The 26,265-nt window shown below is 67.1% G+C and carries 22 protein-coding genes; 4 read left to right on the top strand and 18 right to left on the bottom strand.

Annotated features, from left to right (window positions below; genetic code table 11):
- Positions 1 to 16 precede the first annotated feature (16 nt).
- The 13 genes from LGY53_RS27195 to infC form a co-directional block, all read right to left on the bottom strand.
- Entirely contained in the window at positions 17 to 2,635 is a 2,619-nt protein-coding gene (locus LGY53_RS27195; RefSeq protein WP_225729548.1) for a nitrate- and nitrite sensing domain-containing protein, read from the bottom strand.
- Positions 2,636 to 3,010: 375 nt separating this feature from the next.
- The gene (locus LGY53_RS27190) at positions 3,011 to 4,054 is read right to left on the bottom strand and encodes a hypothetical protein (RefSeq protein WP_167474013.1); all 1,044 of its coding nucleotides are present in this window, start codon (positions 4,052 to 4,054) and stop codon (positions 3,011 to 3,013) included.
- A 35-nt stretch (positions 4,055 to 4,089) separates the two neighbouring features.
- On the bottom strand, positions 4,090 to 4,590 hold the full coding sequence (locus LGY53_RS27185; protein WP_225729547.1) for a PspA/IM30 family protein: 501 nt from the start codon (positions 4,588 to 4,590) through the stop codon (positions 4,090 to 4,092).
- A gap of 104 nt (positions 4,591 to 4,694) precedes the next feature.
- Positions 4,695 to 5,105 carry a hypothetical protein gene (locus tag LGY53_RS27180; RefSeq protein WP_225729546.1) on the bottom strand — a complete coding sequence of 137 codons (411 nt, stop codon included), beginning with the start codon at positions 5,103 to 5,105 and terminating at the stop codon, positions 4,695 to 4,697.
- A gap of 142 nt (positions 5,106 to 5,247) precedes the next feature.
- Positions 5,248 to 6,018: an alpha/beta hydrolase gene (locus LGY53_RS27175; protein ID WP_225729545.1), complete on the bottom strand. Its 771-nt coding sequence runs from the start codon at positions 6,016 to 6,018 to the stop codon at positions 5,248 to 5,250.
- Between the two features lie 185 nt (positions 6,019 to 6,203).
- Positions 6,204 to 7,157: a hypothetical protein gene (locus LGY53_RS27170; protein WP_225729544.1), complete on the bottom strand. Its 954-nt coding sequence runs from the start codon at positions 7,155 to 7,157 to the stop codon at positions 6,204 to 6,206.
- A 284-nt stretch (positions 7,158 to 7,441) separates the two neighbouring features.
- On the bottom strand, positions 7,442 to 9,946 hold the full coding sequence (gene pheT, locus LGY53_RS27165) for a phenylalanine--tRNA ligase subunit beta (protein ID WP_225729543.1): 2,505 nt from the start codon (positions 9,944 to 9,946) through the stop codon (positions 7,442 to 7,444).
- Positions 9,947 to 9,977: 31 nt separating this feature from the next.
- Positions 9,978 to 11,051, bottom strand: coding sequence for a phenylalanine--tRNA ligase subunit alpha (gene pheS, locus LGY53_RS27160; RefSeq protein WP_167473998.1), 1,074 nt, complete (start codon positions 11,049 to 11,051; stop codon positions 9,978 to 9,980).
- Positions 11,052 to 11,240: 189 nt separating this feature from the next.
- The gene (locus tag LGY53_RS27155; RefSeq protein WP_225729542.1) at positions 11,241 to 11,765 is read right to left on the bottom strand and encodes a hypothetical protein; all 525 of its coding nucleotides are present in this window, start codon (positions 11,763 to 11,765) and stop codon (positions 11,241 to 11,243) included.
- 50 nt (positions 11,766 to 11,815) lie between these two features.
- Positions 11,816 to 12,640: an RNA methyltransferase gene (locus LGY53_RS27150; RefSeq protein WP_225729541.1), complete on the bottom strand. Its 825-nt coding sequence runs from the start codon at positions 12,638 to 12,640 to the stop codon at positions 11,816 to 11,818.
- A 10-nt stretch (positions 12,641 to 12,650) separates the two neighbouring features.
- Entirely contained in the window at positions 12,651 to 13,031 is a 381-nt protein-coding gene (rplT, locus tag LGY53_RS27145) for a 50S ribosomal protein L20 (RefSeq protein ID WP_120044844.1), read from the bottom strand.
- 103 nt (positions 13,032 to 13,134) lie between these two features.
- Positions 13,135 to 13,329 (bottom strand): 50S ribosomal protein L35, encoded by a 195-nt coding sequence (rpmI, locus tag LGY53_RS27140; protein WP_167473994.1) that lies wholly within the window; start codon positions 13,327 to 13,329, stop codon positions 13,135 to 13,137.
- A 57-nt stretch (positions 13,330 to 13,386) separates the two neighbouring features.
- Positions 13,387 to 14,004, bottom strand: a complete 618-nt coding sequence (infC, locus tag LGY53_RS27135; protein WP_167479257.1) for a translation initiation factor IF-3 — start codon at positions 14,002 to 14,004, stop codon at positions 13,387 to 13,389.
- Between the two features lie 372 nt (positions 14,005 to 14,376).
- Between infC and LGY53_RS27130 the strand changes: the two genes are divergently transcribed.
- The gene (locus LGY53_RS27130) at positions 14,377 to 14,715 is read left to right on the top strand and encodes a DUF1844 domain-containing protein (protein WP_167479256.1); all 339 of its coding nucleotides are present in this window, start codon (positions 14,377 to 14,379) and stop codon (positions 14,713 to 14,715) included.
- A gap of 289 nt (positions 14,716 to 15,004) precedes the next feature.
- Positions 15,005 to 15,721: an alpha/beta fold hydrolase gene (locus LGY53_RS27125; RefSeq protein ID WP_225729539.1), complete on the top strand. Its 717-nt coding sequence runs from the start codon at positions 15,005 to 15,007 to the stop codon at positions 15,719 to 15,721.
- 45 nt (positions 15,722 to 15,766) lie between these two features.
- Here the strand turns inward: LGY53_RS27125 and uvrA are convergent, their stop codons facing one another.
- The 4 genes from uvrA to LGY53_RS27105 form a co-directional block, all read right to left on the bottom strand.
- Positions 15,767 to 18,772, bottom strand: a complete 3,006-nt coding sequence (uvrA, locus tag LGY53_RS27120; protein ID WP_225729637.1) for an excinuclease ABC subunit UvrA — start codon at positions 18,770 to 18,772, stop codon at positions 15,767 to 15,769.
- A 150-nt stretch (positions 18,773 to 18,922) separates the two neighbouring features.
- Positions 18,923 to 19,375 carry a hypothetical protein gene (locus tag LGY53_RS27115; protein WP_225729538.1) on the bottom strand — a complete coding sequence of 151 codons (453 nt, stop codon included), beginning with the start codon at positions 19,373 to 19,375 and terminating at the stop codon, positions 18,923 to 18,925.
- Between the two features lie 79 nt (positions 19,376 to 19,454).
- Positions 19,455 to 21,560, bottom strand: coding sequence for a glycogen debranching N-terminal domain-containing protein (locus LGY53_RS27110; RefSeq protein ID WP_225729537.1), 2,106 nt, complete (start codon positions 21,558 to 21,560; stop codon positions 19,455 to 19,457).
- The gene (locus LGY53_RS27105) at positions 21,557 to 22,609 is read right to left on the bottom strand and encodes a glycosyltransferase family 4 protein (RefSeq protein WP_225729536.1); all 1,053 of its coding nucleotides are present in this window, start codon (positions 22,607 to 22,609) and stop codon (positions 21,557 to 21,559) included. Before LGY53_RS27105 ends, LGY53_RS27110 begins: the two co-directional genes overlap by 4 nt.
- Positions 22,610 to 23,023: 414 nt before the next feature.
- Between LGY53_RS27105 and LGY53_RS27100 the strand changes: the two genes are divergently transcribed.
- Positions 23,024 to 23,656, top strand: coding sequence for a response regulator transcription factor (locus tag LGY53_RS27100; RefSeq protein ID WP_225729636.1), 633 nt, complete (start codon positions 23,024 to 23,026; stop codon positions 23,654 to 23,656).
- 4 nt (positions 23,657 to 23,660) lie between these two features.
- On the opposite strand, the gene LGY53_RS27095 is transcribed toward LGY53_RS27100, so the two are convergent.
- The gene (locus LGY53_RS27095; protein WP_225729535.1) at positions 23,661 to 24,416 is read right to left on the bottom strand and encodes a sigma 54 modulation/S30EA ribosomal C-terminal domain-containing protein; all 756 of its coding nucleotides are present in this window, start codon (positions 24,414 to 24,416) and stop codon (positions 23,661 to 23,663) included.
- Between the two features lie 109 nt (positions 24,417 to 24,525).
- Between LGY53_RS27095 and LGY53_RS27090 the strand changes: the two genes are divergently transcribed.
- On the top strand, positions 24,526 to 26,259 hold the full coding sequence (locus LGY53_RS27090; RefSeq protein WP_225729534.1) for a GAF domain-containing sensor histidine kinase: 1,734 nt from the start codon (positions 24,526 to 24,528) through the stop codon (positions 26,257 to 26,259).
- Positions 26,260 to 26,265 lie beyond the last annotated feature (6 nt).

Genomic DNA, 26,265 nt, shown 5'->3' with positions numbered 1-26,265 from the left:
GATTCTCCTCCTGCGATCACGGCTCGGGCCAGTTCTGCGCCAAATCCGTGGCGCTGCTGTCGGTGTCTGGGGTGGTCCCACCACGCTCATGACCGGCCCGGAAGGACGAGAGCATGCTGCGGACGTCGTTCGGTGTGCGATCGGGAGCTGGCCCGCGATCCGCGTGCGCCCCCGACGCGGCCGGGCGGGTCGTCCCGGAGACCTCGGTGTCCGGTCCGGAGCCGCGAGATCGCTTGTTGCGCTTGACGAGTCCGTTGCGGGTGCGCTGCACCCCCATGTCGTTCGATGAATTTACACCCGATCTTGCCGTCGCGCTGTCCGACTGCGGGATGCGCCACTGCGAACTGTCGTTCGGCAGCACCGGTTGCGCGCCGGTCGGCGGATCGACCGGCGAGACGAAATGCGAGTACGCCGAGGTGTCGAAGGCCGAATCCGAAAGCTTCGGCAGCTCGCCGGTTTCGTAGCCGGGTTCGTCGCGGTGCGCGGCATGGGCCGGGGTACGGCGCTCCGGAACGATCGGGTATGCGCCGGAATGCTCTGCGGCACGGACGAATTCGGGTTCGTGTCCGTTGCGCACCGAACCGCCCGCCGGTCCGGCGGCCCCGGCCAGACCCGGCACCTCGTGTACGTCGATCGCGTCATCGCGCACCGCGAGTGCGGGCTCGGAGTACGCCGGCTCGGCGGGACGGGCGACCTTCGGCGGCGGCGACGGCAGCGCGGGCGACGGACCCGCCGGCACCGCAGTCGGCTTGGGCGCCAACGGATCCTGGTCCACCGCGAGCACCGCGGTCGGCATGAAGACCCGGGCCACGATGCCGCTGACCGGCGAGACGTTCAGCTCGACCTCGACGCCGAGCCGCTGCGCCAGCCGGCCGACCACGTAGTGGCCGAGGTAACGCGACGGCGAAACGATGAAGTCCTGCTCACCGCGCAGCCTGGCGTTGGCCGTCGCCAGCTGATCCGGCGGCATGCCGACACCGTGGTCGACCACCGCGAGCAGATAGCCGCCCGGCACCTTGCGGCCGTAGATCTCGACCTCCAGATCCGGCGGCGAGAAGGCGAGCGCGTTCTCGATGAGTTCGGCGAACAGGTGGGCCAGTTCGCTGACCACCGCGCCCTGGATCTCGACGTCGTCCACCCGGCGCAGCGCGACCCGGCGATAGTCGTCGACCTCGGAAAGACCGGCCCGGATCACGTCGGTCAGCGGGATCGGCTGGGCCCACCGCCGCGGGCTGCCCTCACCGGTGAGCACCAGCAGGCTTTCCGCGTTGCGGCGCATACGGGTCGCGAGGTGGTCCAGCTCGAACAGCTTGGCCAGACCCTTCGGATCGAGTTCCTCGCGCTCGAATTCGGAGATCAGGTTCAGCTGGCGGCGCACCAGGTTCTGGTTGCGCCGGGCCAGGTTCGCCATGGATTCGGTGGTGTTGCGCCGGATCAGCGCCTGCTGCGAGGCGAGTTCGAACGCGGTGGTCTGCACGTTGTCCAGTGCGCTCGCCACGGCCTCGATCTCGACGCTGGAACCCGCCGGGGTGCGCACCGGTGCGGGCGGATCCGGGTAGCTGTCACCGGATTTCAGCCACGCGTCGATGACCTCGGGCAGTCGCCGCTCGGCCACGTCCTCGGCCTCGCTCGCCACGATGGCCAGCGGGCGCTGGATACCGCGCACCGACATCACCACCAGCACGATCATCGCGATGATCGCGAGACCGGCGCCGATGAGGAAGGCGATGAGGTTGAACAGCGCGGTGCCGCGCAGATCGTCGGCGCGCGTCTTCACGTCGTTGCCGACGGTCTGCTGCACCGCGCGCTGATCGTCGATGACACCCGTCATCTGGTTGAACCAGGCCATCGAGTCGACCCGGCGCGCCAGCTGTCCCTCGCTGGAGGTGAGGGCGACGTTCTCGGCCTGTTCGGCCTTCGTCGCGTTATCGCTGAGCGTCGAGACGTCGAGCTGGGCCCGCTCGCTCTTGGTCGCGTACTGCGCGAAGCTGGCCAGCGCCGAAAGCTTCGCCGCGCGAATCTCCATGAACTGCAGGTATTCCCCGCCGTTGAAGCCCTCGGAGGCGAAGATGCCCGCGAGGAAGCCGCGCTCCTGCGCCGCCTGCTCCTTCGCGGTGCCGAGCGCGTACAGCGCCTGCAGCCCGCGTCGGACCGAATTGTCGCTCGCCTGGTCGAGACCCAGGTTCAGGTTGTTCAGCGCGCCGATCGCGTCGGTGTACGCCTGGAAGGACGCCTGCCTACTGGTGCGGCGCGAATCCACCTGGGCCCGAGTGCTCTTCAGCACGTTGAACTGGGTGAGCGCGGCGTTCACCTGATCCGAACCCGGCGTATCGCCGGACGCGGCCTTGCGCAGCTCTTCCAGCCGCTGGTCGACCCGGGCGCGGGATTCGGTGAGCGGCTGCTGCATCCGGTTGTCGCCGCCGAGCAGACCGCTGCTGAGTCCGCGTTCGCGCTGCACCTCGTGGATGAGGTCCTGCGCGGTCAGCGCGAGCGAGACACCGCTCACCGCGTTGTCGGCCTCGCGATAGTCGGAATACTCGTTGTAGACCGTGACCGTGAGCAGCACCAGCGCGAGCGCGAGCGCCAGCACCAGAATTCGGGCCAGCTGGCCCGCGATCGTGCGTGGCCGCAGCACGCTACCCGCCGATACTCGCCGGGACCCAGGCGAGGCCGCAGGCTCGAGAACGGTTATGTCCCCGGACTTCTGTTGCCGTAGACGTTGACGCACGAACCTGCTACTCCTCCGAAAAGCCAGCCGTGACAGCTCCACGACGAGCGCACGGGAAGTCACGGAGCAAAATCCCATATGCCCGTTCCCCCGTCAACTCGAGAACCGGACATATAAGCCTTTGTTCATACTTTTCAATCGGATTGAAACAATCAGCAACCGACTGGTCAGTTTCCAGCTATCTGTGACCCGCTACCGAACCGTTACCGAAACATCGTGGACACACGAAATCACCCGCCGCCGAACGGGATTCGGCGGCGGGTGATCGTCGCGACCGATCGCTCAGGCCCCGCCGAGGATGCCGAGCACGGCCTCGGAGTAGTAGAACGGCTCCAGCCGCTCCCGAATCAGCTTGGCCAGCACCCCGTTCCGCTTGGCGCCCTCGACCACCGCGGGCCCGTAGCGCAGGATCTCCGCACCGATATCCTCGCCGGTCAGCCCCAGTTCGGGCAGCATGGCGCCGAGGGTGTAGTCACCGTACTTGGCGAAGAACACCTCGACGCATTCGTCGACGAGCACGCCGAGGAATTCCTTTTCCCTTGTGGTGACGGCGATCTCATAGCAGATGAGCACCAATTCACGCAGATCGCGCTGGGACAGGTAGTCCCGCAGGCCGCTCACCGGCTCGTCGGCGTGCAGATCCCAGAACTCCATCGCCGCGTCGTGCACCGGCGCGTCCCGCAACATCTCCCGGATGGCATTATTGGTGCGCTTGAGCGCGAACAGCGCGCCCTTACCGGCCATATCGCCGATGAAGGTGCTCTCGGTGGCCTTGCGCGCGGTCTTCGCCGCGCTCTGCCCCATCGAGATCAGCGACGATACGCCCGGGATCTTGCCGGCGATCTGCTTGTTCGCCTCCATGAAGTCGGAGATCAGCTTATCGACGAATTTCGAGGCGACGGTGGCGACCAGCGGGCTCTCGGTGAGCCGGTCCAGAATCCGCTCCTGAGCCTGATGCATGCCGAAGATCTTCTCCAGCAAGGCCTCCACCGGCTCCCGGTCGACCACCTGGCCCAGGGTGTACTCGTTGTTCGCCGCGATGTTGTCGTAGATCGCGTCGGCGAAGACCCCGGCCATATCCGCGAGCACCGGGCTGCCGCCGATCAGATCGATGATGGTGGCCACGGTTTGTTTGGCCTGATCCACCCGCACCACATCGCGGAAGATCAGGGTGTCGGCCACCTCGATGGTCTGGGCCACGTCCCGGGCGACCACCTCGGCGAAGCGGTCGCCGGTGACCTCGCCGATGATGAACTCCACCTGGGCGTCCAGCAGCCGTTCGGCAATCTCGCGGGGTTCGCGCCCACCCGTCGATGCAGTGCTCATAAATCCCACCTCGTAATCCGGCGCGCCCGGCCAGATTACGGTTCGGTGGCGCCGATATCCTTGCCGTGCACCGACTTCCGAATCTGTTCCAGACGCTCGCGGGCCGCCTGCTCCCGCGCCTGCCACTGTTCGTCGGCACTGCGGCCCACGGGGGTCTGCCGGTCGAGCTCGCCCATTCCCTGCGCGGTGCCGAAGCGTCGCTCGACCTTATCGCGAACTGACTCGAAAGTAGGGACACCGCCCGCCGAATATCCGCCCAGCGCTTCGGAAGTCGGCACACCGACCACCGGAACGACCCCACCCACCTGCCCCGATGCCGATGGATTCGGCTCCGGCGCGACACCCGGCGGCTTCGACGTGTCCGGAGTCACATACTCACCCGTGTGCACATGACCGCCGACACCGGCCAATTCCGACAGCGCGGCGCGCACCGCCCAGAACGCCGGACGCCCCGAGGTGACGGTGAACAGCACGGCCGCCAGTTCGGCATCGGGTAATGCGGCTAGCTGGGAGGTTATCTCGCTGGTATCACTCATGCCCCTGCCTCGTTCCGCTCGATTGCGGGCCGTGCGGATATCGCCGCACGGTTCCCTTCCAAGCTACGCAGCGGTGGGCGGGTCGTCAGCCAGCGCTGTAGACGTCAGCAGAAGACGGTCGTATATACGGCGTCGGCTGGAAGAGTCTCGTTATAGACCCATTCAACGGTGTCTGTGCCATCGGCGACGCCATCGTATGCGCCGGTCCTCGTGGCCTCTTCCGCATAGATGGTGCGATGGCCTTGGTAGTCGACAGCTGGGCACACGCGGACTTCTCTGTTCCGGTCGCAGTTCGCGTAGAAGTGTTCCAGGCGTCCGCCTTGGGGGTTCGGTGGGGCGAACACGGTCCAGCAACCGATGGCGTAGACGCCGCCTGTGGGCACCCCATGCGGCAGAACCCGTGGGTCCAACGGATCCGTCACACCTGCCGCGGCGGACGCCGCCGTCGCAACCGCAATTCCTACTGCCACTGCCAGCACAGCGGCGCCCGACCAGAACCGCTTGATCTCGGTCATCGCCATCCCCTCCCGTTCGGCATATTCGCAGCCCACCGCGTCGAGCCGGGTTGACCAGGCTGCGGCACGGAGCCTAACCGGAAGATGAAAGTCGTTGCCAGACCGGGAAATCGAGGGGTCGGCCGAAATATCCGACCCGCGGTCACGCCCTGCCGAGGTACTGCGCGGTCCAGTCCTGGATCAGCGCCAGCCAAGCCGAGGCCGCCGTCGCGATGATGTCGTTGTGGCCCGCGCCGGGGAACACCACCAGTTTCTTCGGCTCGGGGGCGGCGGCGTACAGCCGTTCGGCGTGGCGCAGCGGCAGCAGCTCGTCCTGATCGCCGTGCATGATCAGCACCGGTGCGCGCAGCCGCCGGATCCGGCGCAGGCTCGGATAGGCGTCGGGCACGAACGGCGAAGGCAGGAACGGATACACCGAGCGCGCGGCGTCCCTGATGCCGGTGAAGGTGGACATCAGGATCAGCGCGGCGGGCGGTTCGGCGACCGCCAATTCGGTCATCACTCCGCCGCCCAGCGATTTCCCCAGGTACACAATGCGTTTCGGATCGACGCCCGGCCGCTCGCGCAGGGTGTGCAGTGCCGCACGGGAATCCAGATAGGTGCCCGCCTCGGTGGGTCTGCCGGTGCTGCGCCCGTAGCCGCGGTAGTCGAAGGCGAGCACATCGAATCCGGCCTGCACCAGCAGCGCCAGGATCGGCACCCGGTCGCCGATATTGCCCGCGTTACCGTGTGCGAACAGGATGTGCCCCACCGGATTTCGCGCGGGTAACCACCAGCCGTGCACGATCTCCCCGTCGGTGGTGCGCATGCTCAGCTCGCGAAAGTCCATGCCGAGCAGCGACGGATCCTGCACGATCAGCTTTTCCGGCAGGTAGGTGAGTGCGTTCAGGATCGGGCTGGCCGGATGCCGCATCGGAGCTAGCCGATCACGACGCCGCGCCGGAACGCGACCACCACCACGGTGTCATCGCTCTCGGCCGACACCACGCCGTGCCACGTCGCCCGCATCGAACCTCCAACGCCGCAGGAATGAAACCCTTCGACCACGCTACCGGACGAAACTGGACGCACCGCTTTCCGCGCCGGGACCGAGCAGGCTCAGCCCGGATCTTTTCGGAAGCCGATGCGTCCGGCGTCGGCGTCGAAAAGGTAGTCGTAACCGGCGAGCAGGTGTCGGCCGGTATTGACGAAGGGGCCCGATCGCGACCAGCGGGCGGCCGGATTGCCCTGTGGGGCGAGAGGATCGTCGGCCGCGCCGGTGGTGACCGAATAGTCGAGTGCGGGGTCGGTGAAATCCGGTGTGCCGATATGGATCCGCGTGCCGTTCGGAATGGTGTCGTGCAGGGACGACGGTCGCTGGGCGGCATCGAGGCCGACGATCATCGTGCCGATTCCGGTATCGAACAGTAGTGTCCCGCAGTGCGTTTCGTTGCCGTTCTCGGGCAGGGCAAAGCAGCCCGGCGCCGCTCCCCAACTGCCGGGCAAACCCGCCGGACCCGCCGACGGCCCGTCGGGCTTCGGCAGCGGGATCTGTCTGAACGAGGCCAGGTCGTCCGCCGTTGGGCCGAGCGTGATGCCGTTGCGCGTAATGACATAGCCGCGTCGGGCAGCGCCCGACTGCATGGCCCGCAACTCCAGGAAGGGATTGACTTCGGTCGTCGGAGTATCGCTGGTCTTGGCGTACTCGCCGTAGCCGACGCCGAGCATCCCGATACGGTCGATATTCGTTTCGGGGGTACAGTGTGGATATTTGCTGTCGCAGCTGCTCGTTTCGACACCCAGGACGCGTACGGGAATCGTCTCCACCGTCGATTGAGCGGTATGGAATGTGATCGGAGCGAGGAAGTATTCTCCGGAAAGAATCAGCCCGTCACTGGTGTATTCGAGCCAACCCTGCTGGCCGGTATCGACGGCTTGGGATCCGATCGCCGAGCGAGCCACCACCACGCCCCGCGACCCGGTGTCGACCTCGACGATCTTGTCCGAACCACCGGCGATGGACACAGACAGGTGCAGCCCCGATGCGAGACTCTTCGCCGCATCGGAAACCAATGGGAGAGTGAATGTTTCGCTGGCCGGGGCGGCAGTGGACGTAGCCGCGCCCCCGCCGCAAACACCTGTCACGAGCGCCAGCACACACAAGATGCTGTTGATCCGACCCAACGGGCACTCACATTCTGTGAACGGGCGTTGACACAACCGACAGTAACATTCGCCCGCGCATCGGACAGATGTATCGGTAGGTCGATCACCCGCACTCCGCGGAACCGCTTCGGCTTCCCGCACACGCTTACAGCCTGCGCGGGAAGCCGAACTGCCTACGGCGGATTCAACCTTCAGGAACGCAGTACGGCCCCGACGGATTCGGCCGCGGCGGCGACCGCCGCGTCGCGGGCGGCGCTCGCCTCGTCCTCGGTCAGCGTGCGATCCGTCGCGCGGAATCGCAGCGCGTAGGTGAGCGACTTGCGACCCTCGCCCACCTGAGCGCCCTCGTAGACGTCGAAGAGGGAGATGTCCTCGAGGAGTTCGCCGCCGCCGGAACGCAGGGCCGATTCGACCGATGCGGCCGGGATAGTGCGCGGAACGCTCACCGAGACGTCCTGCAGCACCGCCGGGAACGGGGAAACCGTTGGGACCGGCCGGGATTCGCGCAACGGCAGCGCGTCGAGATCGAGTTCGAGCGCGCAGGTGCGCGGCGGCAGACCGGACCGTTCCAGCACCGCCGGATGCAGTTCACCGGCATATCCGACGACGACACCGTCCACCACCAGCTCGGCGCAGCGGCCCGGATGCCACGGCAGGTGCGCGGCGGGGCGGCGCTCGATGCCGACGCCCGCCGCATCGGCGATCGCGTCGGCCAGCGCGAACGCGTCGGCAGCCTCGGCGGCCCGGCCCGGCCCCCACGGTCCGCGCGGATCGCGGCGGCCGGTGAGCACCGCACCGACGTGCACGGGCTGCGCGGGCAGCGAGTCGAACAGTTCGGCGAGTTGGGCGTCGGTCGGGCGACGGTCCACCGGCAGTTCGGCGACCGGGCGGGTGTTCGGACCGGGCAGCACCACCTGGGCGATGCCGTAGATGGTGAGATCCCGTGCGCCCCTGGAGATATTGCGCTGCGCCACCTCCAGCAGACCGGGCAGCAGCGTGGTGGCCAGCTCCGGCCGCTCGGCGTCGAGCGGGTTCAGCACCTTGGTGGTGTTGCGGCGCGAATCGTCGGCGTCCAGACCCCATACGTCGAAGACACCGGCGGGCAGGAACACCGGCGGCGGCACCTCGATCGCACCGGAGAAGGCCAGCGCGCGGCTCACCGCGCGGCGACGGCGTTGCGCCGCGGTGAGACCACGCCCGGCGGGCGCCGTCGGGATCACCGACGGAATCTGCTCCAGCCCCTCGAGCCGAAGCACCTCCTCCACCAGATCGGCGGGCTGGGCCAGATCGGGTCGCCAGCTCGGCGGGGTGACGACCAGCTGACCGTGCCCGGTCTCCTCGTTGACCCCCACCTCGACATGACAGCCGATCTGCGACAGCCGCCGCGCCGACGTCCCGGTCGGGTAGGTGACCCCGGCGACCCGGTCCGCGAGATCGATATCGATCCGGATCGGCTCCACCGGCGGCAGCGGCAGCCGGATATCGGTGAGCTCGGATTCCACGGTGCCACCGGCGATTTCGGCGAGCAGCGTGGCGGCGCGATCGAGTGCGGCGATATTGATCTCCGGATCGACGACGCGCTCGTAGCGCTTACCAGCCTCCGAAACCAGCTTGTGCCTGCGCGCGGTGCGGTACACCGCGAGCGGATTCCAGATGGCGGCCTCGAACAGCACATCGGTGGTTTCGGCGCTCACCTCGGTGCTCGCACCGCCCATCACACCGGCCAGCGAGACCACGCCCGAATCGTCGGCGATCACCACATCCTCGGCGTCGAGCGTGCGCTCGACCTCGTCGAGGGTGCGCAGCGTCTCCCCCTTGTTCGCGGTGCGCACCACCAGGGTCCCGGTCACCTTGGCCGCGTCCCACGCGTGCAGCGGCTGGCCCAGTTCGAGCATGACGTAGTTGGTGACGTCGACGGCGGGCGAGATCGGCCGCACACCGGACAGCAGCAGCCGCCGCTGCAACCACCAGGGGCTCACCGCCTTCGGATCGATGCCGGTGACCCGCCGGGCCCCGAACCGGGTGCACCGCGAGCTGGGCTCGACCTTGATCGGCCAGGCCTCGGCCTGCGCATCGGGCAGCGAGCGGACGGCGGGATCGGGGTATTCCAGATCGAATCCGCAGGTCAGCTCGCGGGCCAGCCCGCGGACCGAGAAGCAGTAGCCGCGGTCGGGGGTGATGTTCAGCTCGATGACGGTGTCGTCGAGGCCGAGCAGTTCGTTGGCGTCGGCGCCCGGTTCGGCGGTGCCCGGCTCGAGCACCAGGATGCCGGAATGGTCCTTGCCGATACCGAGTTCGGCGACCGAGCAGATCATGCCGTTGGAGATATGCCCGTAGGTCTTGCGCGCGGTGATCTCGAACCCGCCGGGCAGCACGCCGCCGGGCAGCACCACGATCACCAGGTCACCGACCGCGAAATTCCGTGCGCCGCAAATGATTTCCTGCAGCTCCGGATTACCGATATCCACCTTGCAGAACCGGATCGGCTTCTTGAACTCGGTCAGCTCGGTGATCTCGGCGACCCGGCCGACCACCAGCGGCTTCGGAATGCTGCCGGACACCCGCCGCAGCTTGTCGACCTCCTCGACCTCCAGGCCGACCCGGACGAAGCCGGCGTCGAGTTCCTCCGGCGTCACCGACCAGTCGGGGGTGGTGCGCCGGATGATTTCGGTCAGCCAGGACTGCGCTACTCGCACTTGACGTTTCGCTCTCTCGATCGAAGGAAGGTCAGGACCGGATACCGAAGGGCAGCGTGAACCGCACGTCACCCTCGACGATGTCGCGCATGTCCGGAATGCCGTTGCGGAACTGCAGCGTGCGCTCCAGACCCATGCCGAACGCGAACCCGCTGTACACCTCGGGATCGATCCCGCTGGCGATCAGCACCTTCGGGTTCACCATGCCGCAGCCGCCCCATTCGACCCAGCCCGCGCCGCCCTTCTTGTCCGGGAACCACACATCGACCTCGGCCGACGGCTCGGTGAACGGAAAGTAGTTGGGGCGCATCCTGGTACGGGTGTCCGGCCCGAACAGCGCGCGGGCGAACGCGTCCAACGTGCCGCGCAGATGCGCCATGGTCAGGCCCTTGTCCACGGCCAAACCCTCCACCTGGGCGAATACCGGGGTGTGGGTGGCGTCGAGCTCGTCGGTGCGGAAGGTCCGCCCCGGGCACACCACATAGATCGGCAGCTCCCGCTCCAGCATCGAGCGCACCTGCACCGGCGAGGTGTGCGTGCGCAGCACCTGCCGCGAACCCTCCGGCGCGATGTGGAAGGTGTCCTGCATGGTGCGGGCCGGGTGGTCGGGCAGGAAGTTGAGCGCGTCGAAGTTGAAGTGCTCGGTCTCCACCTCGGGACCCTCGGCGACCTCCCAGCCCATCGCGACGAAGACGTCGGCGATCTGCTCGGAGATGACGGTGATCGGATGGCGGGCGCCGACGGCGGTGCGCCGGGCGGGCAGCGTCACATCGATGGCCTCGGCCACCAGCACGGCGGCATCGCGCTCGGCGAGCAGCGTGGCGCGGCGAGCCTCGAAGGCCTCGGAGATACGGGCCCGCGTCACGTTCACCCGCTTGCCCGCGTCGGCCTTCTGGTCCTTGGGCAGGCCGCCGAGCGCGCGCTGGGCCAGCGCGAGCGGCGCCTTACCGCCGAGATGTTCGGTCTTCGCGACCGCGAGCGCGTCCAGATCGGCGGCCGCCGCGAACGCCTTCTCGGCCTCCGCCGCCGCGGCGGCCAGCGCCGACTCGGTCAGCACCGCGTTCTGCTCGGCTGCGCCGTTTCCGGCTCCGTCGTTGTCGGCCACGATCGTTCGTCTCTCCCCTGGGGATCGGTTCGCGGGCCGTGTCGCCGACCCACATTGCTGCTGGTGGAATCCTATTGGATGGGCGGTATCCGATTCACACCGATTACCCTCGCGCCGCGCCACGGCGCGCCAAATCACCGGTATCCGGGCCACAATCCACCGCGACACCGCAGGTCATCGGCGGTACGCCTACGCGCCCTCCCCGCTGCGCTCTGGTCCTGGCATCGGGACCGCAGGCGCGAACGCCCTCATCCATACCTCGCGCAGCGCGACCGCCGCGAGCACGATCACCAAGGTGAGGATCGGCGTGAATTCCAGACCCGCGCCCAATCCATGCGCGGCGAAGGCGATCCCCACCCCGGAGACCAATGGCACCGCGACCGTGACCAGTCCGGCCACCAGTCGACGGCACAGCACCGCTTCGACCACCGCCGCCAGCACCACGAGACCGAAGGCGATCAACCCGTAGGTGGCGGGCTCGGTCAGCACATTGATCGAATCATTGGGCAGGTAGTCGGCGTATCGACGCGGCACACCGGCCACGAACCCACTTGTCCGCCAACCACATTCACTCCCCACACCGGCGAATCCGGCCCGCCGCGCCTCGGCGCCGAGCCAGGTGAACCCGCCGCCGATCAGCATCGCCACCACGAAGACCCACCAACACATATGCCCACCGACCCGGGCGATGCCGAACACGCGACGCCTGTCCATCCGCACAACATAGTCGGCATGGCACCGCACCCCGCGAACGAACCGCGGAACTATTCGGCGTGCTGGACCCGTGCGCTCGCGTACAGGCAGATGGCCGCGGCGGCGGCCAGATTCAGACTTTCGGCGCGCCCGTGAATCGGGATCCGCACTCGATGATCGGCGCGCGCGGCCACCTCCGGGTCGAGGCCGTGCGCCTCGTTGCCGAACAGCCAGGCCACCGGCCCGCGCAGGATCTCGTCCGAATTGTCGAGATCCACTTCACCTTTCGCGGTGGTGGCCAATACGGTGATCCCCGCCGAACGCAGACCGGTCAGCACCGCGTCGATATCGCGTTCCCGGGCCACCGGAACATGGAAAAGGCTTCCGGCACAAGACCTTACGCACTTCCCATTGTGCGGATCCACCGAATCACCGGCCAGCACCACACCGTTCGCGCCGACCGCGTCGGCCACCCGGATGAGCGTGCCCGCGTTACCCGGATCGGCGATCTCGACCGGCACGGCCAGCATGCCCGGCGCACCGGAAAGTACCTGTGCCAGCGGCACATCCACCTGATGGCAGACCGCGACGAGCCCGGGCGGCGTCACCGTCTCCCCCAGCTGTTGCGCGGCCCGGTCGCTCACCAGCGTGGTGCGCACCCCCGCCGCCGCGGCGCCCGCCACCAGCTCGGTCTCCCGCGCCGCGGCGCCGACGGTGTAGAACAGCTCCGCGACCCGCTCGGTATCCAGCGCCGCCGCAACGGAATTCGCGCCCTCGGCGAGAAAGAGCCCGGTCTTGCGGCGCTGCGCCGCACGATGGAGCTTGACAGCGGAAACGACCCGCGGATTGCGCTCGGAGAGCGCGTCCGCGGGTCGTTCCGGATGTTTTGTCGTCACGCAGGCCGGATCAGGCGGCAGGCGCGTTGACGTCCTGCGGCAGCGCCGCCTTGGCCACCGCGACCAGGCCGGCGAACGCCTCGGCGTCGGAGACGGCGAGCTCGGCCAGGATCTTGCGGTCGACCTCGACACCCGCGGCCTTCAGGCCCTGGATGAAGCGGTTGTAGGTGATGTCGTTGGCGCGGGCCGCCGCGTTGATGCGGGCGATCCACAGCTTGCGGAAGTCACCCTTGCGCGCCCGGCGGTCCCGGTAGGCGTAGGTGAGCGAGTGCAGCTGCTGCTCCTTGGCCTTGCGGTACAGCCGCGAGCGCTGCCCGCGGTAACCCTTGGAGGCCTCGAGGATGGAACGGCGCTTCTTCTGAGCGTTCACGGCCCTTTTGACGCGTGCCACTGGTCAGTCCTGTCGATCTGGGGGCGCTGGGCGCCCGAGAGTTGGTCGGGAATGCCGGAAGTTCCGGCGCGGTGTGCTGTTCGGTGGTGCCGCGCTGTGCGCGTCAGATACCGAGCAGCTTCTTCACGCGGGAGACGTCGGCCTTCGCGACGACCTCCGTGCCGTCCAGACGACGAGTCCGGCGGCTTGGCTTGTGCTCGAACAGGTGGCGACGGTTCGCCTGCTGGCGCAGCAGCTTGCCACGGCCCGAAACCTTGAAACGCTTCGAGGCGCCGCTGTGGCTCTTCATCTTCGGCATGGATTCCTCATATCTGTCGTGCCGGCGGTCGTCGCCGACCGCCGGTGCTGATCGGTATTACTGCGGGGTGGCCGACTCGGCCTCGGTGGCCGGGGCCTCCGCCGCGGCGGGCGCGGAGCCCGGCCGGGTCGTGGCCGCCTGCTGTGCCTTCACCCGCGTCTTCGCACCCTTGTGCGGTGCGAGGACCATGGTCATATTTCGGCCGTCCTGCTTGGCCGAAGTTTCGACGAAACCCAGTTCGGCGACGTCGGAGGCCAGTCGCTGCAACAACCGGAACCCGAGCTCGGGCCGGGACTGCTCACGACCGCGGAACATGATCGTCACCTTGACCTTCGACCCGGCCTCCAAGAAGCGCAGTACGTGGCCCTTCTTGGTCTCGTAGTCGTGGTCGTCGATCTTCGGGCGGAGCTTCTGCTCCTTGATCACGGTCTGCTGCTGGTTCTTTCGCGATTCGCGCGCCTTCTGCGCCGTCTCGTACTTGAACTTGCCGTAGTCCATGATCTTGCAGACCGGTGGACGTGCATCCGGAGCGACCTCGACCAGGTCGAGATCCGCCTCCATGGCGACGCGTAGTGCATCTTCAACACGCACGATCCCAACCTGCTCGCCGCCAGGTCCGATGAGTCGAACCTCGGGAACGCGGATGCGATCGTTGATGCGGGTCTCAGTGCTGATGGGGCCTCCTAGGTCAAGCGGTGTCGTCTAACGACCGCACGCAATAACTGCAACCCCTTGTTCAACACAAAGGCCCCGGTGCGGTATTTCGCCGCCTCGGGGCCCGATGTCGACCGGTCGACCGCATTCGCGATCCTCGCGCGTCGCGGATCTCCATCGAGAATCCCTCGCACAAGAAACCCGCCCCCGGAAGGGCGGGTGACCGGACCGTTTGACCTGTACGATCGCTCGCCGGCAACGGTGGGAGTCGGGCTCCACTTATATGCCCCAAGCAAGCCTGGGGCGGTCGTCGCCGGATAGTCTAACATTCACGTCCGCTATCGCCGAATCGGCGGCCCGGCCACGCCGTCCGCGCATCCTTTTGCCATGCTCATGGACATGAGTGACGCCGATGTTCGCGAACTTGCCGATATCCCCTCGGTCGAGGTGATCAGCCGGGCCGCGGTGATGCTGATGAGTTCGGCGGCGGAGAAGCTCGGCCTGGCCGATCCGGATCCGGACAACAGCCCGCACCGCGATCTCGACGAGGCCCGCCGGGTCATCACGGCACTGGCCGGACTGGTCACCGCGTCGGTGGAATACCTCGGGCCGCACGCCGGACCCATCCGCGAGGGGCTGCAGTCGCTGCAGCGCGCGTTCCGCGAGGCCTCCGCGCATCCGGACGAGCCCGGCAAGGGCCCCGGCGAGAAGTACACCGGCCCCGTCTACTGATAAGCCCGCATTTCGAACAGTTCGCGCCGAGGTCGCGGTAGCCACGAAATACCTTGGACAGCAACCGGCTATGTCCATCGAAATTCCTGCGGCACTTGGCAATCGATGGAAATATGTGGGTTCGAGAGCTATCCGCGACGACGATGTCCGCCATGAACGGTGTCATGGTTGAGGTTTCGTTGTGCATCGCGAAGTGTCCCGGTGGGCCGCGAACCGCGCCCGTCCCGTCGATTTCGGCGCCGCAGATAAGCCGGTCAAGGCAGGGATCAACCGAAATGACAGGGGTATCATGACAATTCGGATACTGCTCGTGCCAGGTTTCTGGCTCGGCGCGTGGGCATGGGACGAGGTGGCCGCCGAACTGCGGGCCCGCGGGCACGAGGTGATCGCCCATACCCCGCGCGGTATGGACCCGGCCGATCCGGACCGGCTCACCGTCACGCTGGACGAGCAGGCGCAGGGCATCGTCGACGCGGTGTCCGAAGACGAGCAGGTGATCCTGGTATTGCACAGTGGCGCGGCCGTAACCGGTTATCTCGCAACGGATATCGCCCCGGAGCGGTTCCTGCGCGTCGTCTATGTCGACACCGCGCCCGCGCACGAGGGTTTCGCGGTGAATCCGGCGCTGGATCCGGCGCTACGCGAATGGGAGCTGCCGAGCTGGGCCGAATTCACCGAGCGAATGCCCGGTGTGCTCGATGGACTCGACGAGGCGATGCTCGAACGCTTCCGCGCCAACGCGATATCCGAACCGGCCACCATCGCGGCCGTCCCGCTCAAGCTGAGCGAACACGCCGACCGGTTGACGATCCCGTCGACGGTCATCTGCTGCACGTTCACCCCGGAACAGGTTCGGCGGGAACTGCAATCGAGCGAACCTTCCTGGCTGTTCGACGAATTGCGGCGGATCGACGCCGACTATCTCGAACTGCCCACCGGCCACTGGCCGCAGTTCTCCCGGCCGAAGGAGCTCGCCGAGCTGATCGACCAGGTCACCAACCGCTGAGAAATACGGTGGCGCCGCCCGCACCGGACGGCGCCGTCAACCGAATCAGCGCAGCGCGGCCGCCTTTCGCGATGCCCGCTTGGCCGCCTTGGCCGCGGCTGCGGCGTCGGACGTCTCCTTGGCCGCGGACGCAACCTTCTTGGCCGCAGTCTTCTTGGCCGTAGCCGACTTGGCCGCAACCTTTTTCGGCGCGGCGGGCTGGGCCAGCACCTCGCGCAGGAACTGCCCGGTGTAGCTGGACGCGTTCTCGGCGACATCCTCCGGGGTGCCCTCGGCCACCACGGTGCCGCCGCCGGATCCGCCCTCCGGCCCCATATCGATCACCCAGTCGGAGGTCTTGATGACGTCCAGGTTGTGTTCGATCACGATGACCGTATTGCCCTTGTCGACCAGGCCGTTGATCACGGTGAGCAGTTTGCGGATGTCCTCGAAGTGCAGGCCGGTGGTCGGCTCGTCGAGGATGTAGACGGTGCGTCCGGTGGATCGCTTCTGTAGTTCCGCGGCCAACTTCACCCGCTGCGCCTCACCGCCCGACAGCGTCGGCGCGCTCTGGCCGAGCCGGACGTAACCGAGCCCGACATCGACCAGCGTCTTGAGGTAACGATGGATCGAGGTGACCGGCTCGAAGAATTCGGCCGCCTCCTCGATGGGCATATCGAGCACCTCGGCGATGGTTTTACCCTTGTAGTGCACCTCGAGGGTCTCCCGGTTGTACCGGGCGCCGTGGCACACCTCGCACGGCACGTAGACGTCCGGCAGGAAGTTCATCTCGATCTTCAGCGTGCCGTCACCCGAACACGCCTCGCAGCGGCCACCTTTCACGTTGAACGAGAACCGCCCCGGCTGATAGCCGCGCACCTTGGCCTCGGTGGTGGCCGCGAACAGGGTGCGGATCTTGTCGAAAACGCCGGTGTAGGTGGCCGGGTTCGAGCGCGGGGTGCGGCCGATCGGCGACTGGTCCACCTGGACCAGCTTGTCCAGGTGGTCGAGGCCGTTCACCCTGGTGTGCCGCCCCGGCACCTGACGCGCGCCGTTGAGCCGATTGGCCAGCACGGTGGCCAGGATGTCGTTGACCAGCGTCGACTTACCGGAGCCGGAAACACCGGTGACCGAGGTGAGCACGCCGAGCGGGAACGAGATATCGATGCCCCGCAGGTTGTGCTCGTTGGCGCCGACGACGGTGAGCTGGCGCTTCTTGTTCACCGGGCGGCGTACCAGCGGCACCTCGATCCGCTCACGACCCGAAAGATAGGCGCCGGTAAGCGAATTCGGGTGGGTGAGCAGATCCTGGTACGTGCCGCTGTGCACCACCTGGCCGCCGTGCTCGCCGGCCAGCGGGCCGATATCGACCACCCAGTCGGAGGCGCGGATGGTGTCCTCGTCGTGTTCGACGACGATCAGCGTATTGCCGAGATTGCGCAGCCGGGTGAGGGTTTCGATGAGGCGGCGGTTATCCCGCTGATGCAGGCCGATCGACGGCTCGTCCAGCACATACAGCACACCGACCAAACCCGAGCCGATTTGGGTGGCCAACCGGATGCGTTGCGCCTCACCGCCGGACAGGGTGGCGGCGGCGCGGGACAGCGACAGGTATTCCAGGCCGACGTCGAGCAGGAAGCCGAGCCGGGCCTGGATCTCCTTGAGCACCTGACCCGCGATGGCGGCCTGCCGATCGTCGAGGGTGAGCGCGTTGAGGAATTTCGAGCAGTCGCCGATGGACAGATCGCTCACGTCGGCAATGGATTTGCGGCCACCGTCGGCGGACAGCGTCACCGCGAGGATCTCCGGCCGCAGCCGCGCACCCTTGCAGACGGGGCACGGGATATCCCGCATGTACCCGTCGTAATGCTCCTTCATCTGCTCGGATTCGGTGCTCTCCATGCGCCGCTGCAGGAACGGCATCACGCCCTCGAAATCGGCGTAGTACGAACGCTTCCGGCCGTAGCGGTTGGTGTAGGAGACGTGCACCTGATCGGAGCTGCCCTCCAGCACGGCCTTGCGCGCCTTGGCGGGCAAATCCTGCCACGGCGTATCCATGGAGAACCCGATCGATTCGGCGAGTCCGGACAGCAGGCGGGTGAAGTATTCGGCGGTCTGCCCGCGCGACCACGGCGCGATCGCGCCATCGTTGAGGCTGAGCTCCGGATCGGGGACCACCAGATCCGGGTCCACCTCCTTGCGGATGCCGAGGCCGGTGCAGTCCGGGCAGGCGCCGTATGGCGAGTTGAAGGAGAACGAACGCGGTTCCAGATCCTCGATATCGAGCGGATGGCCGTTCGGGCAGGCCAGCCGCTCGGAGAAGCGGCGCTCCCGATCGTGTGCGTGCTCGTCGCGGTCGACGAAGTCGAGCACCACGATGCCGTCGGCGAGCCGCAGCGCCGTTTCGATCGAATCCGTCAGGCGCTGTTTGGAATTCGGCTTCACCTGGAGGCGGTCCACCACCACCTCGACGTCGTGCTTCTCCTGCTTCTTCAGCTTGGGCGGATCGGTCAGCGGGTAGACGACGCCGTCGACCCGCACGCGCGAATAACCCTGTGAATTCAGCTGATCGAACAGATCGACGAATTCGCCCTTGCGGGTGCGCACCACCGGCGCGAGCACCTGGAACTTGATGCCCTCCTCCATGGCGAGCACCTGGTCGACGATCTGCTGCGGGGTTTGCTTGGCGATGAACTCACCGCACACCGGGCAATGCGGCGTGCCCGCGCGCGCGTAGAGCAGACGCAGGTAGTCGTAGACCTCGGTGATGGTGCCGACGGTGGAGCGCGGGTTCCGGTTGGTCGATTTCTGATCGATGGAGACCGCGGGCGAGAGACCCTCGATGAAGTCGACATCCGGCTTGTCCATCTGACCGAGGAACTGGCGGGCGTACGCGGACAGCGATTCGACGTAGCGGCGCTGCCCCTCGGCGAAGATCGTGTCGAAGGCGAGGCTGGATTTGCCCGAGCCGGACAGCCCGGTGAACACGATGAGGCTGTCGCGGGGCAGATCGATATCGACCCCCTTCAGGTTGTGTTCCCGAGCTCCGCGCACAGTGAGGCGTTCCGCCACCGGCCGTCCCTTCCCAATCGTGTTCATCGTCCGGACAGTCCCCCGCGCGCCATGCTAGGCCGACCCACCGACAAGTTTCGCCGGGCGCCGCGACGAGGTGACCGCCACAACGCCCGGCGAAGTGGTCACGGGCTTTCTACCAGCGCAGATTCATTCGGCTGAATCGCCTCCCTGCGCTCGTTCTGCTCCGGCTTCGTTCGGTTGCCCTTCGTCTTCACGATTCATCAAGATGGTCAACATCGCCGTGATCTGCGCCATGCCGGTGTGGGTCATCGAGAAACCGGCACGCATCTCGTGCTCCAGCCCATCGACGCGCGCATCCAAGTCACCCATGCGCGATAAGAGCCCATCTATCTTCTGGCCCTGTTCCACCTGTGTCTCGCGCAACGCGTTCAGCAATCGCTGCTGACCGCGCAACACGACACGCACATCCGCCGCATCACGATCGGCGGCCTGAGCCAAAACTTGCGCCGCCGACGCATTGCGTACGGCCTCCACGGTTTCCCGCCGCAGCGCCGGAATCTCCTCCTCCACTCGCCGAAGCATCGCGACCTCCCCTTCCAATGCGCTGATGCGCGCCTCGAACTCCTCGTCCTTCCCCATGCGACGAGGCTATCGGAGCACTACGACAGGCGCGACCGGCTACTCGTCAGATGACACGGCCGTGTCCTGACACTCCAATTCAATGGTCGGCGCGCCGCAGATCACCGGACAACCCACGCACATGCCATCCCTCGGCATCCACGTACACCGTCAACGCGTTCGACCCGACCCGCAACCCGCTGACGCTCAACGGCAGATACCGCTCCGGCACCACCGGTGCGACCGACAGCACCCCCTCGGGCACGCTCGGTTCCAGCCGCAGCAGCGTCCGCAGGAACAGCAGCGGCGCGGCGGCGGCCCACGCCTGCGGTGAACAGGAGGTGGGATATGGCACCGGCACGTCGAATTCGGCGCGATCGAAACCGCAGAACAGTTCCGGGAGCCGATACCCGAATCGGGTGGAGGCGTCGAGTACCGCGTCGACCACCCGGGTGGCGTGCTCGGTGTATCCGTAGCGCATGAGCCCGGCGGCGCAGATCGCGTTGTCGTGCGGCCACACCGACCCGTTGTGGTAGCTGACCGGGTTGTACGCGCCCATCGATGTGGCCAGTGTGCGAATTCCCCAGCCGCTGAACATTTCCGGGGAGAGCAGCCGGTCGGCGACCTGTCCGGCCTTGTCACCGTCGACGATCCCGGTCCACAGGCAGTGCCCGATATTCGAGGTGAGCGCGTCGATCGGCCGCTTGTCGCGATCCAAACCGATTGCGTACCAGCCCTTTTCCGGCAGCCAGAAGGTTTCGTTGAACGCCGTCTTCAGCGCGGCGGCCTTGGCCCGCCACCGCTCGGCCAGCGTGTGATCGCCGACGCCGGAGGCCAGCGTCGCGCGCGCCATGTACGCGGCGTAGACGTAACCCTGCACCTCGGCCAGGGCGATGGGCGCGGTCGCGATGGCGCCGTCCGCGAAATTCACACCGTCCCAGGAATCCTTCCAGCCCTGATTGGCCAGCCCGTGTTCGGCGGCGCGGGCGTATTCGACGAATCCGTCGCCGTCCACGTCGCCGTACTTCTCGATCCATTCCAGCGCCCGGTCGGCGTGCGGGAGCAGTTCGTCGCGGGTCTTCGCGTCCAGGCCCCAGCGGTGCAGCTCGCCGAGCAGCATGACGAAAAGCGGTGTGGCATCGGCGGTTCCGTAGTACACGGTATCGCCGCCGAGCAGGAGCGTCGCCGCCCGGCCGAACCGCACCTCGTGCGGGATGCGTCCCGGCTCCTCCTCGGTGGCGGTGCGAATCCTGTTGCCCTGCAAGCCCGCGAGGCTCTGCAGCGTGCCGACCGCCAACCGGCGGTCCAGCGGCAGCACCATCCACGAGGTGAGCAGCGAGTCGCGGCCGAACAGCGCCATGAACCACGGCGCGCCCGCGGCGACCACCGCGCGCTCCGGATGATCCGGATCGAAGATCCGCAGCGCGCCGAGGTCGACGACGGTGCGCTGCAGCACCGCGGCCAGCGTCTCGTCCTCGGTGTGCACGGTGGGCGAATTCTCGTACCACTCCCGCAGTCGTTGCGCGGGTGCGCTGCGGCTCACCGGGGAGCCGCACGGATAGCGCGGCTCCTGCGCGTCGGCGTCGAACGCGGGCAGGTACTCGATGCAGGCGGTCCACTCCCCGCGCCCGGGAAGCTCTATCTCCCAACGCAATTCGCGGTCGTGCGCATGCGCGCCGGAGCCGCTGACGGTCACCGCCAGCTGCAGCTCCGGCCTGCTGATCTGCACCGCGCCCGCACCGCTCCTGGTGTCGGTGTGCACGCCTTCGCCCGCGCGACCCTCCTTCACCTCGAACAGGTCGGCGAAATCGGCGTCCACCGCGAGCACCACCGTGGAGCGCATCGGCTCGGCGGACAGGTTGCGCACGATCAAGTCTTCGCGCATCCCGTCGCCGACGTGCCGTCCGACGATGACCAGCGCCGTACTGTCGGCCCGGCCCGCCCTCGGCATGGTCCTGGCCAGCAGGGTCGCACTGTACGGCGCGGCGTATTGCACGGTAAGCGCTTGCGGCACTTGACCGTCCACCGTCAACCGCCAGTGCGAAAGCACCCTGGTGTCGCGCACGAACAGACCCTCGGGCCGGTCCGCGCTGACGGTGCCGCCGGTTTCGCTGATGCAGAAGGTGGAACCCTCCACCAGCGTCACGCCACCGCCGAGCGCGGCCGGTGTCCCGGTATCCGCGCCGTCACCCCACGGCCGCGTCACGAAACCGGTGCGGGCTCGACCGCCCGGCTCGTCCGTTCGCCCGTCAGGATTGTTCGGTATAGCCGTTCGTGATCGCGCGCCATCCGCAGCCGCCCGAATCGGCGTTCGGCCGCGTCGCGGCAGTCGCGCCGATCGAGCAGGTGCACCTGATCCAGCGCGTCGACCATGGCGTCGGCGTCGCGGCACAGGAATCCGGTGCGCCCGTGCTCGACGATCTCGGGCGCGGCGCCGTTGGGGAAGGCGAGTACCGGTGTGCCGCAAGCCAATGACTCCGCCATCACCAGACCGAATGGTTCGGGCCATTCGATCGGGTTGATCAGCGCATCGGCATGCCGCACCACCTCGACGCGTGGCTCCAGCGGCAGTTCGCGGGGTTCGGGGTCGTCAGGTCCCATGAGTGGACGCACGCGCTCAGTGTAGTAGGCCCGCTCGGCGGGTTCGCGGATCTTGGTGATCAACACCAGTTTCCGCCGCGCCAACCGCGCCACCTGCACGGCTCGGTGCACCCCTTTCTCCGGATTCATCCGGCCGACGAACACCAGGTAGCCGCCGCCACCGGGCCCGTATCTGTATGCGTTCAAATCGATTCCGTGATGGATGACGGCCGAGATGGGCACGGTGCCCGCCGCCTGTCGTTGCGATTCGGAGATCGCGATGATATGCGCGGTCCGCGCCATCGACCGGAATAATTCCTGACGCATCGGTGTAAAGGGCCCGTGATTGGTCACCACCACCGGCGGACCGTCCGCGCCCGCCCCGATGAACGGGCCGAGCGAGGTGTGGTCGTGAATGATGTCCATATCCGCGAGTGCGTCGTAGGCGGCGAGCACATGCATCAATTCCGCCTCCCCGACGCCGATTTGCGCCGTCGGGTGGTCGAAGATGTGATACCGGTGCACCGGGCAGGTGGAATCACCGACGGTGAAGAGATGTACATCGTGCCCGAGGGTTTTCAAACCCTCCGCCAGATTTCCAACCACCGCTTCGGTACCGCCGTAGGCAGGCGGGGGTACCGGGACCCAGGGTGGGACGATCAGCCCGATCCTCATCGGGGTTGCTCGTCGTCGACGTCCTCCGAAACCGCACTCGGAGGACCCCATTCCGCACCGCAAACGGTGCAGTGCAACAACTCCCGATAGGGAGAACGTCGAATGGCGGCGGATCCACAACCCGGACAGATTTGCGAAAATCCGAAGACCGCGCCGAAATCTAAAGTAGCTGAATACTTCATGGGAGGAACCTCGTTCACGGGCCCGTCTGGCCGCACTGCCCCAAAGCCCTCTCTGATCGACTTCATTGCAATCATACTCGGAACCTCCTGGTCGGCTTCGGTTTTCCGGACTTTTCAGTGGTGCGGATACCCCGCGACGACTACTTTGAACGGAGTGCGGTCCGGCAAAACAATGCAGCGCGGCGAAGTCGGCCGCCGGACGTGCGAAAAGACAAAAGGCGGGAGGCCGGGCGTGATCAGTGTTTTCCTGGTGGACGACCATGAAATCGTGCGACGCGGCCTGATCGATCTGCTCGACGGCGATCCGGAACTCGATGTGATCGGGCAAGCGGGGGATGTCGCCCAGGCAATGACCGGCATTCGCGCACTGCGTCCCGATGTCGCCGTATTGGACGTCCGACTACCCGACGGCAACGGCATCGAACTCTGCCGGGATCTACTGGCCGAATTCGATGGCCTGCGCTGCCTGATCCTGACCTCTTATACCGACGAACAGGCGATGATGGACGCGATCCTGGCGGGCGCCAGCGGTTACGTCGTAAAAAATATCAAGGGTATGGAACTGGCCGAGGCAATCAAACAAATTGGTACCGGTCGGTCGTTATTGGATACCCGTGCCGCGATCACACTTCGGGAACGGCTGCGCCGCAGCACCGAGAGCGACGGCGCCCTGGCCGGACTCACCGATCAAGAACGCAGACTGCTCGCCCTGCTCGGCGAGGGCCTGACGAACCGGCAGATCGCCGCGCGAATGTTCCTGGCCGAAAAGACCGTCAAGAACTATGTCTCCCGCCTGCTGGCCAAACTGGGCATGGAACGGCGCACCCAGGCCGCGGTGCTGGCCTCCAAACTCCGCGAGGCCTAGCGATTCATGATCGAACGGTGTGGCGGCCCGCCGTAACGACAGCCAGATCGCCGTCGTAGCGGCGGTACAGCAGTCGGCCCCGGCCGCTCTCGGCGTCGGTGAAGAATACGAACGGCAGACCCGCTCGGCACAGGCGCTCCGCCGCGGACCGCTCGGACAGTGTCGGGGCCGATTCCGGATGTACCGTCACCGGAAGGGAATTCGGCACCGCCCGCGGCGCCGAGGTGTCGCGCTGACGGATCAGCCGCACACCCAACGGATCCGCCCAGTGCACGACGGCGTCCTCACCGGTTTCGGCGTCGGTGAACAGATAAGCGTCGTAATCCATCGCGTCGAGCACCGAAGTGGCCTCGGCGGGCGTTCCGGTGAGCAGCGCACAGGTCTTGCGCCGGGTGATCGGGCGCGGTTCGGTGACCCTGGCCAGCGGCGGCCGCGCCGGATCCGGCCACTCCCGCGACTTCCTGGTGGCCAGCCTGGCGATCTGCCGGTCCAGCCGTTCGGCGGCGAAGGTCACCGCGAACCCGCGCGGACCGCTCACCTGCACCCGGCTCGGCGCACCGCGAAAGCGAATGTTGGCCTGTACCAAGGTCTGTTCGTCGGCGCCCTCGGATGCGGTGACGCGAACCCGCACCGAGCTGTCGAGCCGGTGACGACGCAGGATCAACCCGATCGCGCGCACCGCCCTGGTGACATCCCGCGGCGGCACCGCGCCCCGGGTGGTGACGGCTAGTTCGGGTTCCAGCGTCCGCGTCGAAATCATGCGCCCATGCCATCACCGCAATGCCACCGCGAACAGGGCCGAAAGTCCCCGATCGGCGAACTAGACTGGCGGAGGCGCTGTTCAGCGCCGGCTATGCAGGGGATCCGACATGACCGAGGAGTACAACACCGGTCCCTACTCGGTGCGCGACACGCTCTCGCAACTGCGTCTGCGCGAATTGCTCACCGAGGTCAAGGAACGCGTCGAGATCATCATCGATTCGCGCGACCGGATGGCCGGTCTCGTCGAGGCGATGCTGACGGTCACCTCCGGCCTGGATCTGGACGAGACGCTCACCGCGATCGTGCGCACCGCAACGAATTTGGTCGACGCGCGGTACGGCGCGCTCGCGGTGCTCGGACACGACCGGCAGGTGGTCCAGTTCATCGACGAGGGGATGGACGACCGGATCAGGGAGCGGATCGGCGCGGCGCCGCAGGGGCACGGCGTACTCGGCGTCGTCTTCGACGAGCCGACGCTGCTGCGCCTCGACGACCTGACGAAACACCCTGCCTCCGTTGGCTTTCCGCCACATCATCCGCCGATGCACAGTTTCCTCGGCGTCCCGGTGCGCATCCGCGACGAGGTGTTCGGCGCCATCTATCTCACGGAAAAGGCAGGCGGACAACCGTTTACCGAGGACGACGAGGTGCTGGTGCAGGCGTTGGCCGCCGCGGCCGGTATCGCGGTGGACAACGCGCGACTATACGAATCCGCCCGCACCAGGCAGGCGTGGATCGAGGCGACCCGCGATATCGCCACCGAATTCCTCGCCGAACCCGATCCGGACCGGGTGCTCGCGCACGTCGTCGAGCACGCCCGCATGCTGACCGGGTCGTATCGGTCGTTCCTGGCCAGCGCCACCGAGCCGGATCCGGTGACCCACTTGACGATAACCCAGTGGTCCGGCCCCGAGCCCCCGCGGGCACTCGACGCGGTGCGAATCGGCGGCACGGTGCTCGGCGAGGCGTTCACCCGGCGCACCGCACTGCGCTCGGATACCGTCGAGGCGCTGAATCTCGGTGTGCCCCTTGATGATACCGGCCCGGCGCTGATCCTGCCGCTGTGCACGCCGGATGCGACGCTCGGCGTGCTCGTCACCGTGCGGCCCGCGGGCTCGGCGCCGTACTCCGATGAAATGCTGGAGCTCACCGCGGCTTTCACCGATCAGGCGGCGCTGGCGATGCAGCTCGCCACCACCCAGCGCCGGATGCGCGATATCGATATCATCGCCGACCGCGACCGCATCGCCCGCGATCTGCACGACCATGTCATCCAGCGGTTGTTCGCGATCGGGCTCACCCTGCAGGGCACGCTGCCCAAGGCGCGCGTTCCCGAAGTGCGCCAACGACTTTCGACGGTGATCTCCGACCTGCAGGATGTGGTGCAGGATATCCGCACCTCGATCTTCGATCTGCACGGCGGCCACGACGGACAGGGCGGGCTGCAGCAGCGCCTCGAATACGCGATCAAACAGCAGACCGCCGACACCGCGCTGCGCGCCACCATCCAGGTCAACGGCCCGCTGTCGGTGCTCGATCCGGAACTGGCCGACCACGCCGAAGCCGTGGTCCGCGAGGCGGTGAGCAATGCCGTGCGGCACTCCGGCGCGGACACCGTCTCGGTGGAGATCGCCGTCGCCGACGATCTGACCATCGTGGTCACCGACAACGGCTGGGGCATCCCGAACCACGTCATCCGCAGCGGCCTGCGCAATCTGGAGCAGCGCGCCGAAAAGGCCGACGGCACTTTCACTCTCGGGCCCGGCGCCCAGGATCTGGAGGGCTTCCCCGGCACCCGGCTGCGCTGGTCGGTGCCGCTGCCCACGGGCGAGCCGGACTGAATCCGG

This window comes from Nocardia sp. JCM 34519.1 (assembly GCF_020361265.1).
Classification (GTDB): Bacteria; Actinomycetota; Actinomycetes; order Mycobacteriales; family Mycobacteriaceae; genus Nocardia; species Nocardia arthritidis_A.
The sequence above is the reverse complement of the archived record's forward strand: the minus strand, read 5'-3'. Positions and strand labels throughout refer to the sequence as shown.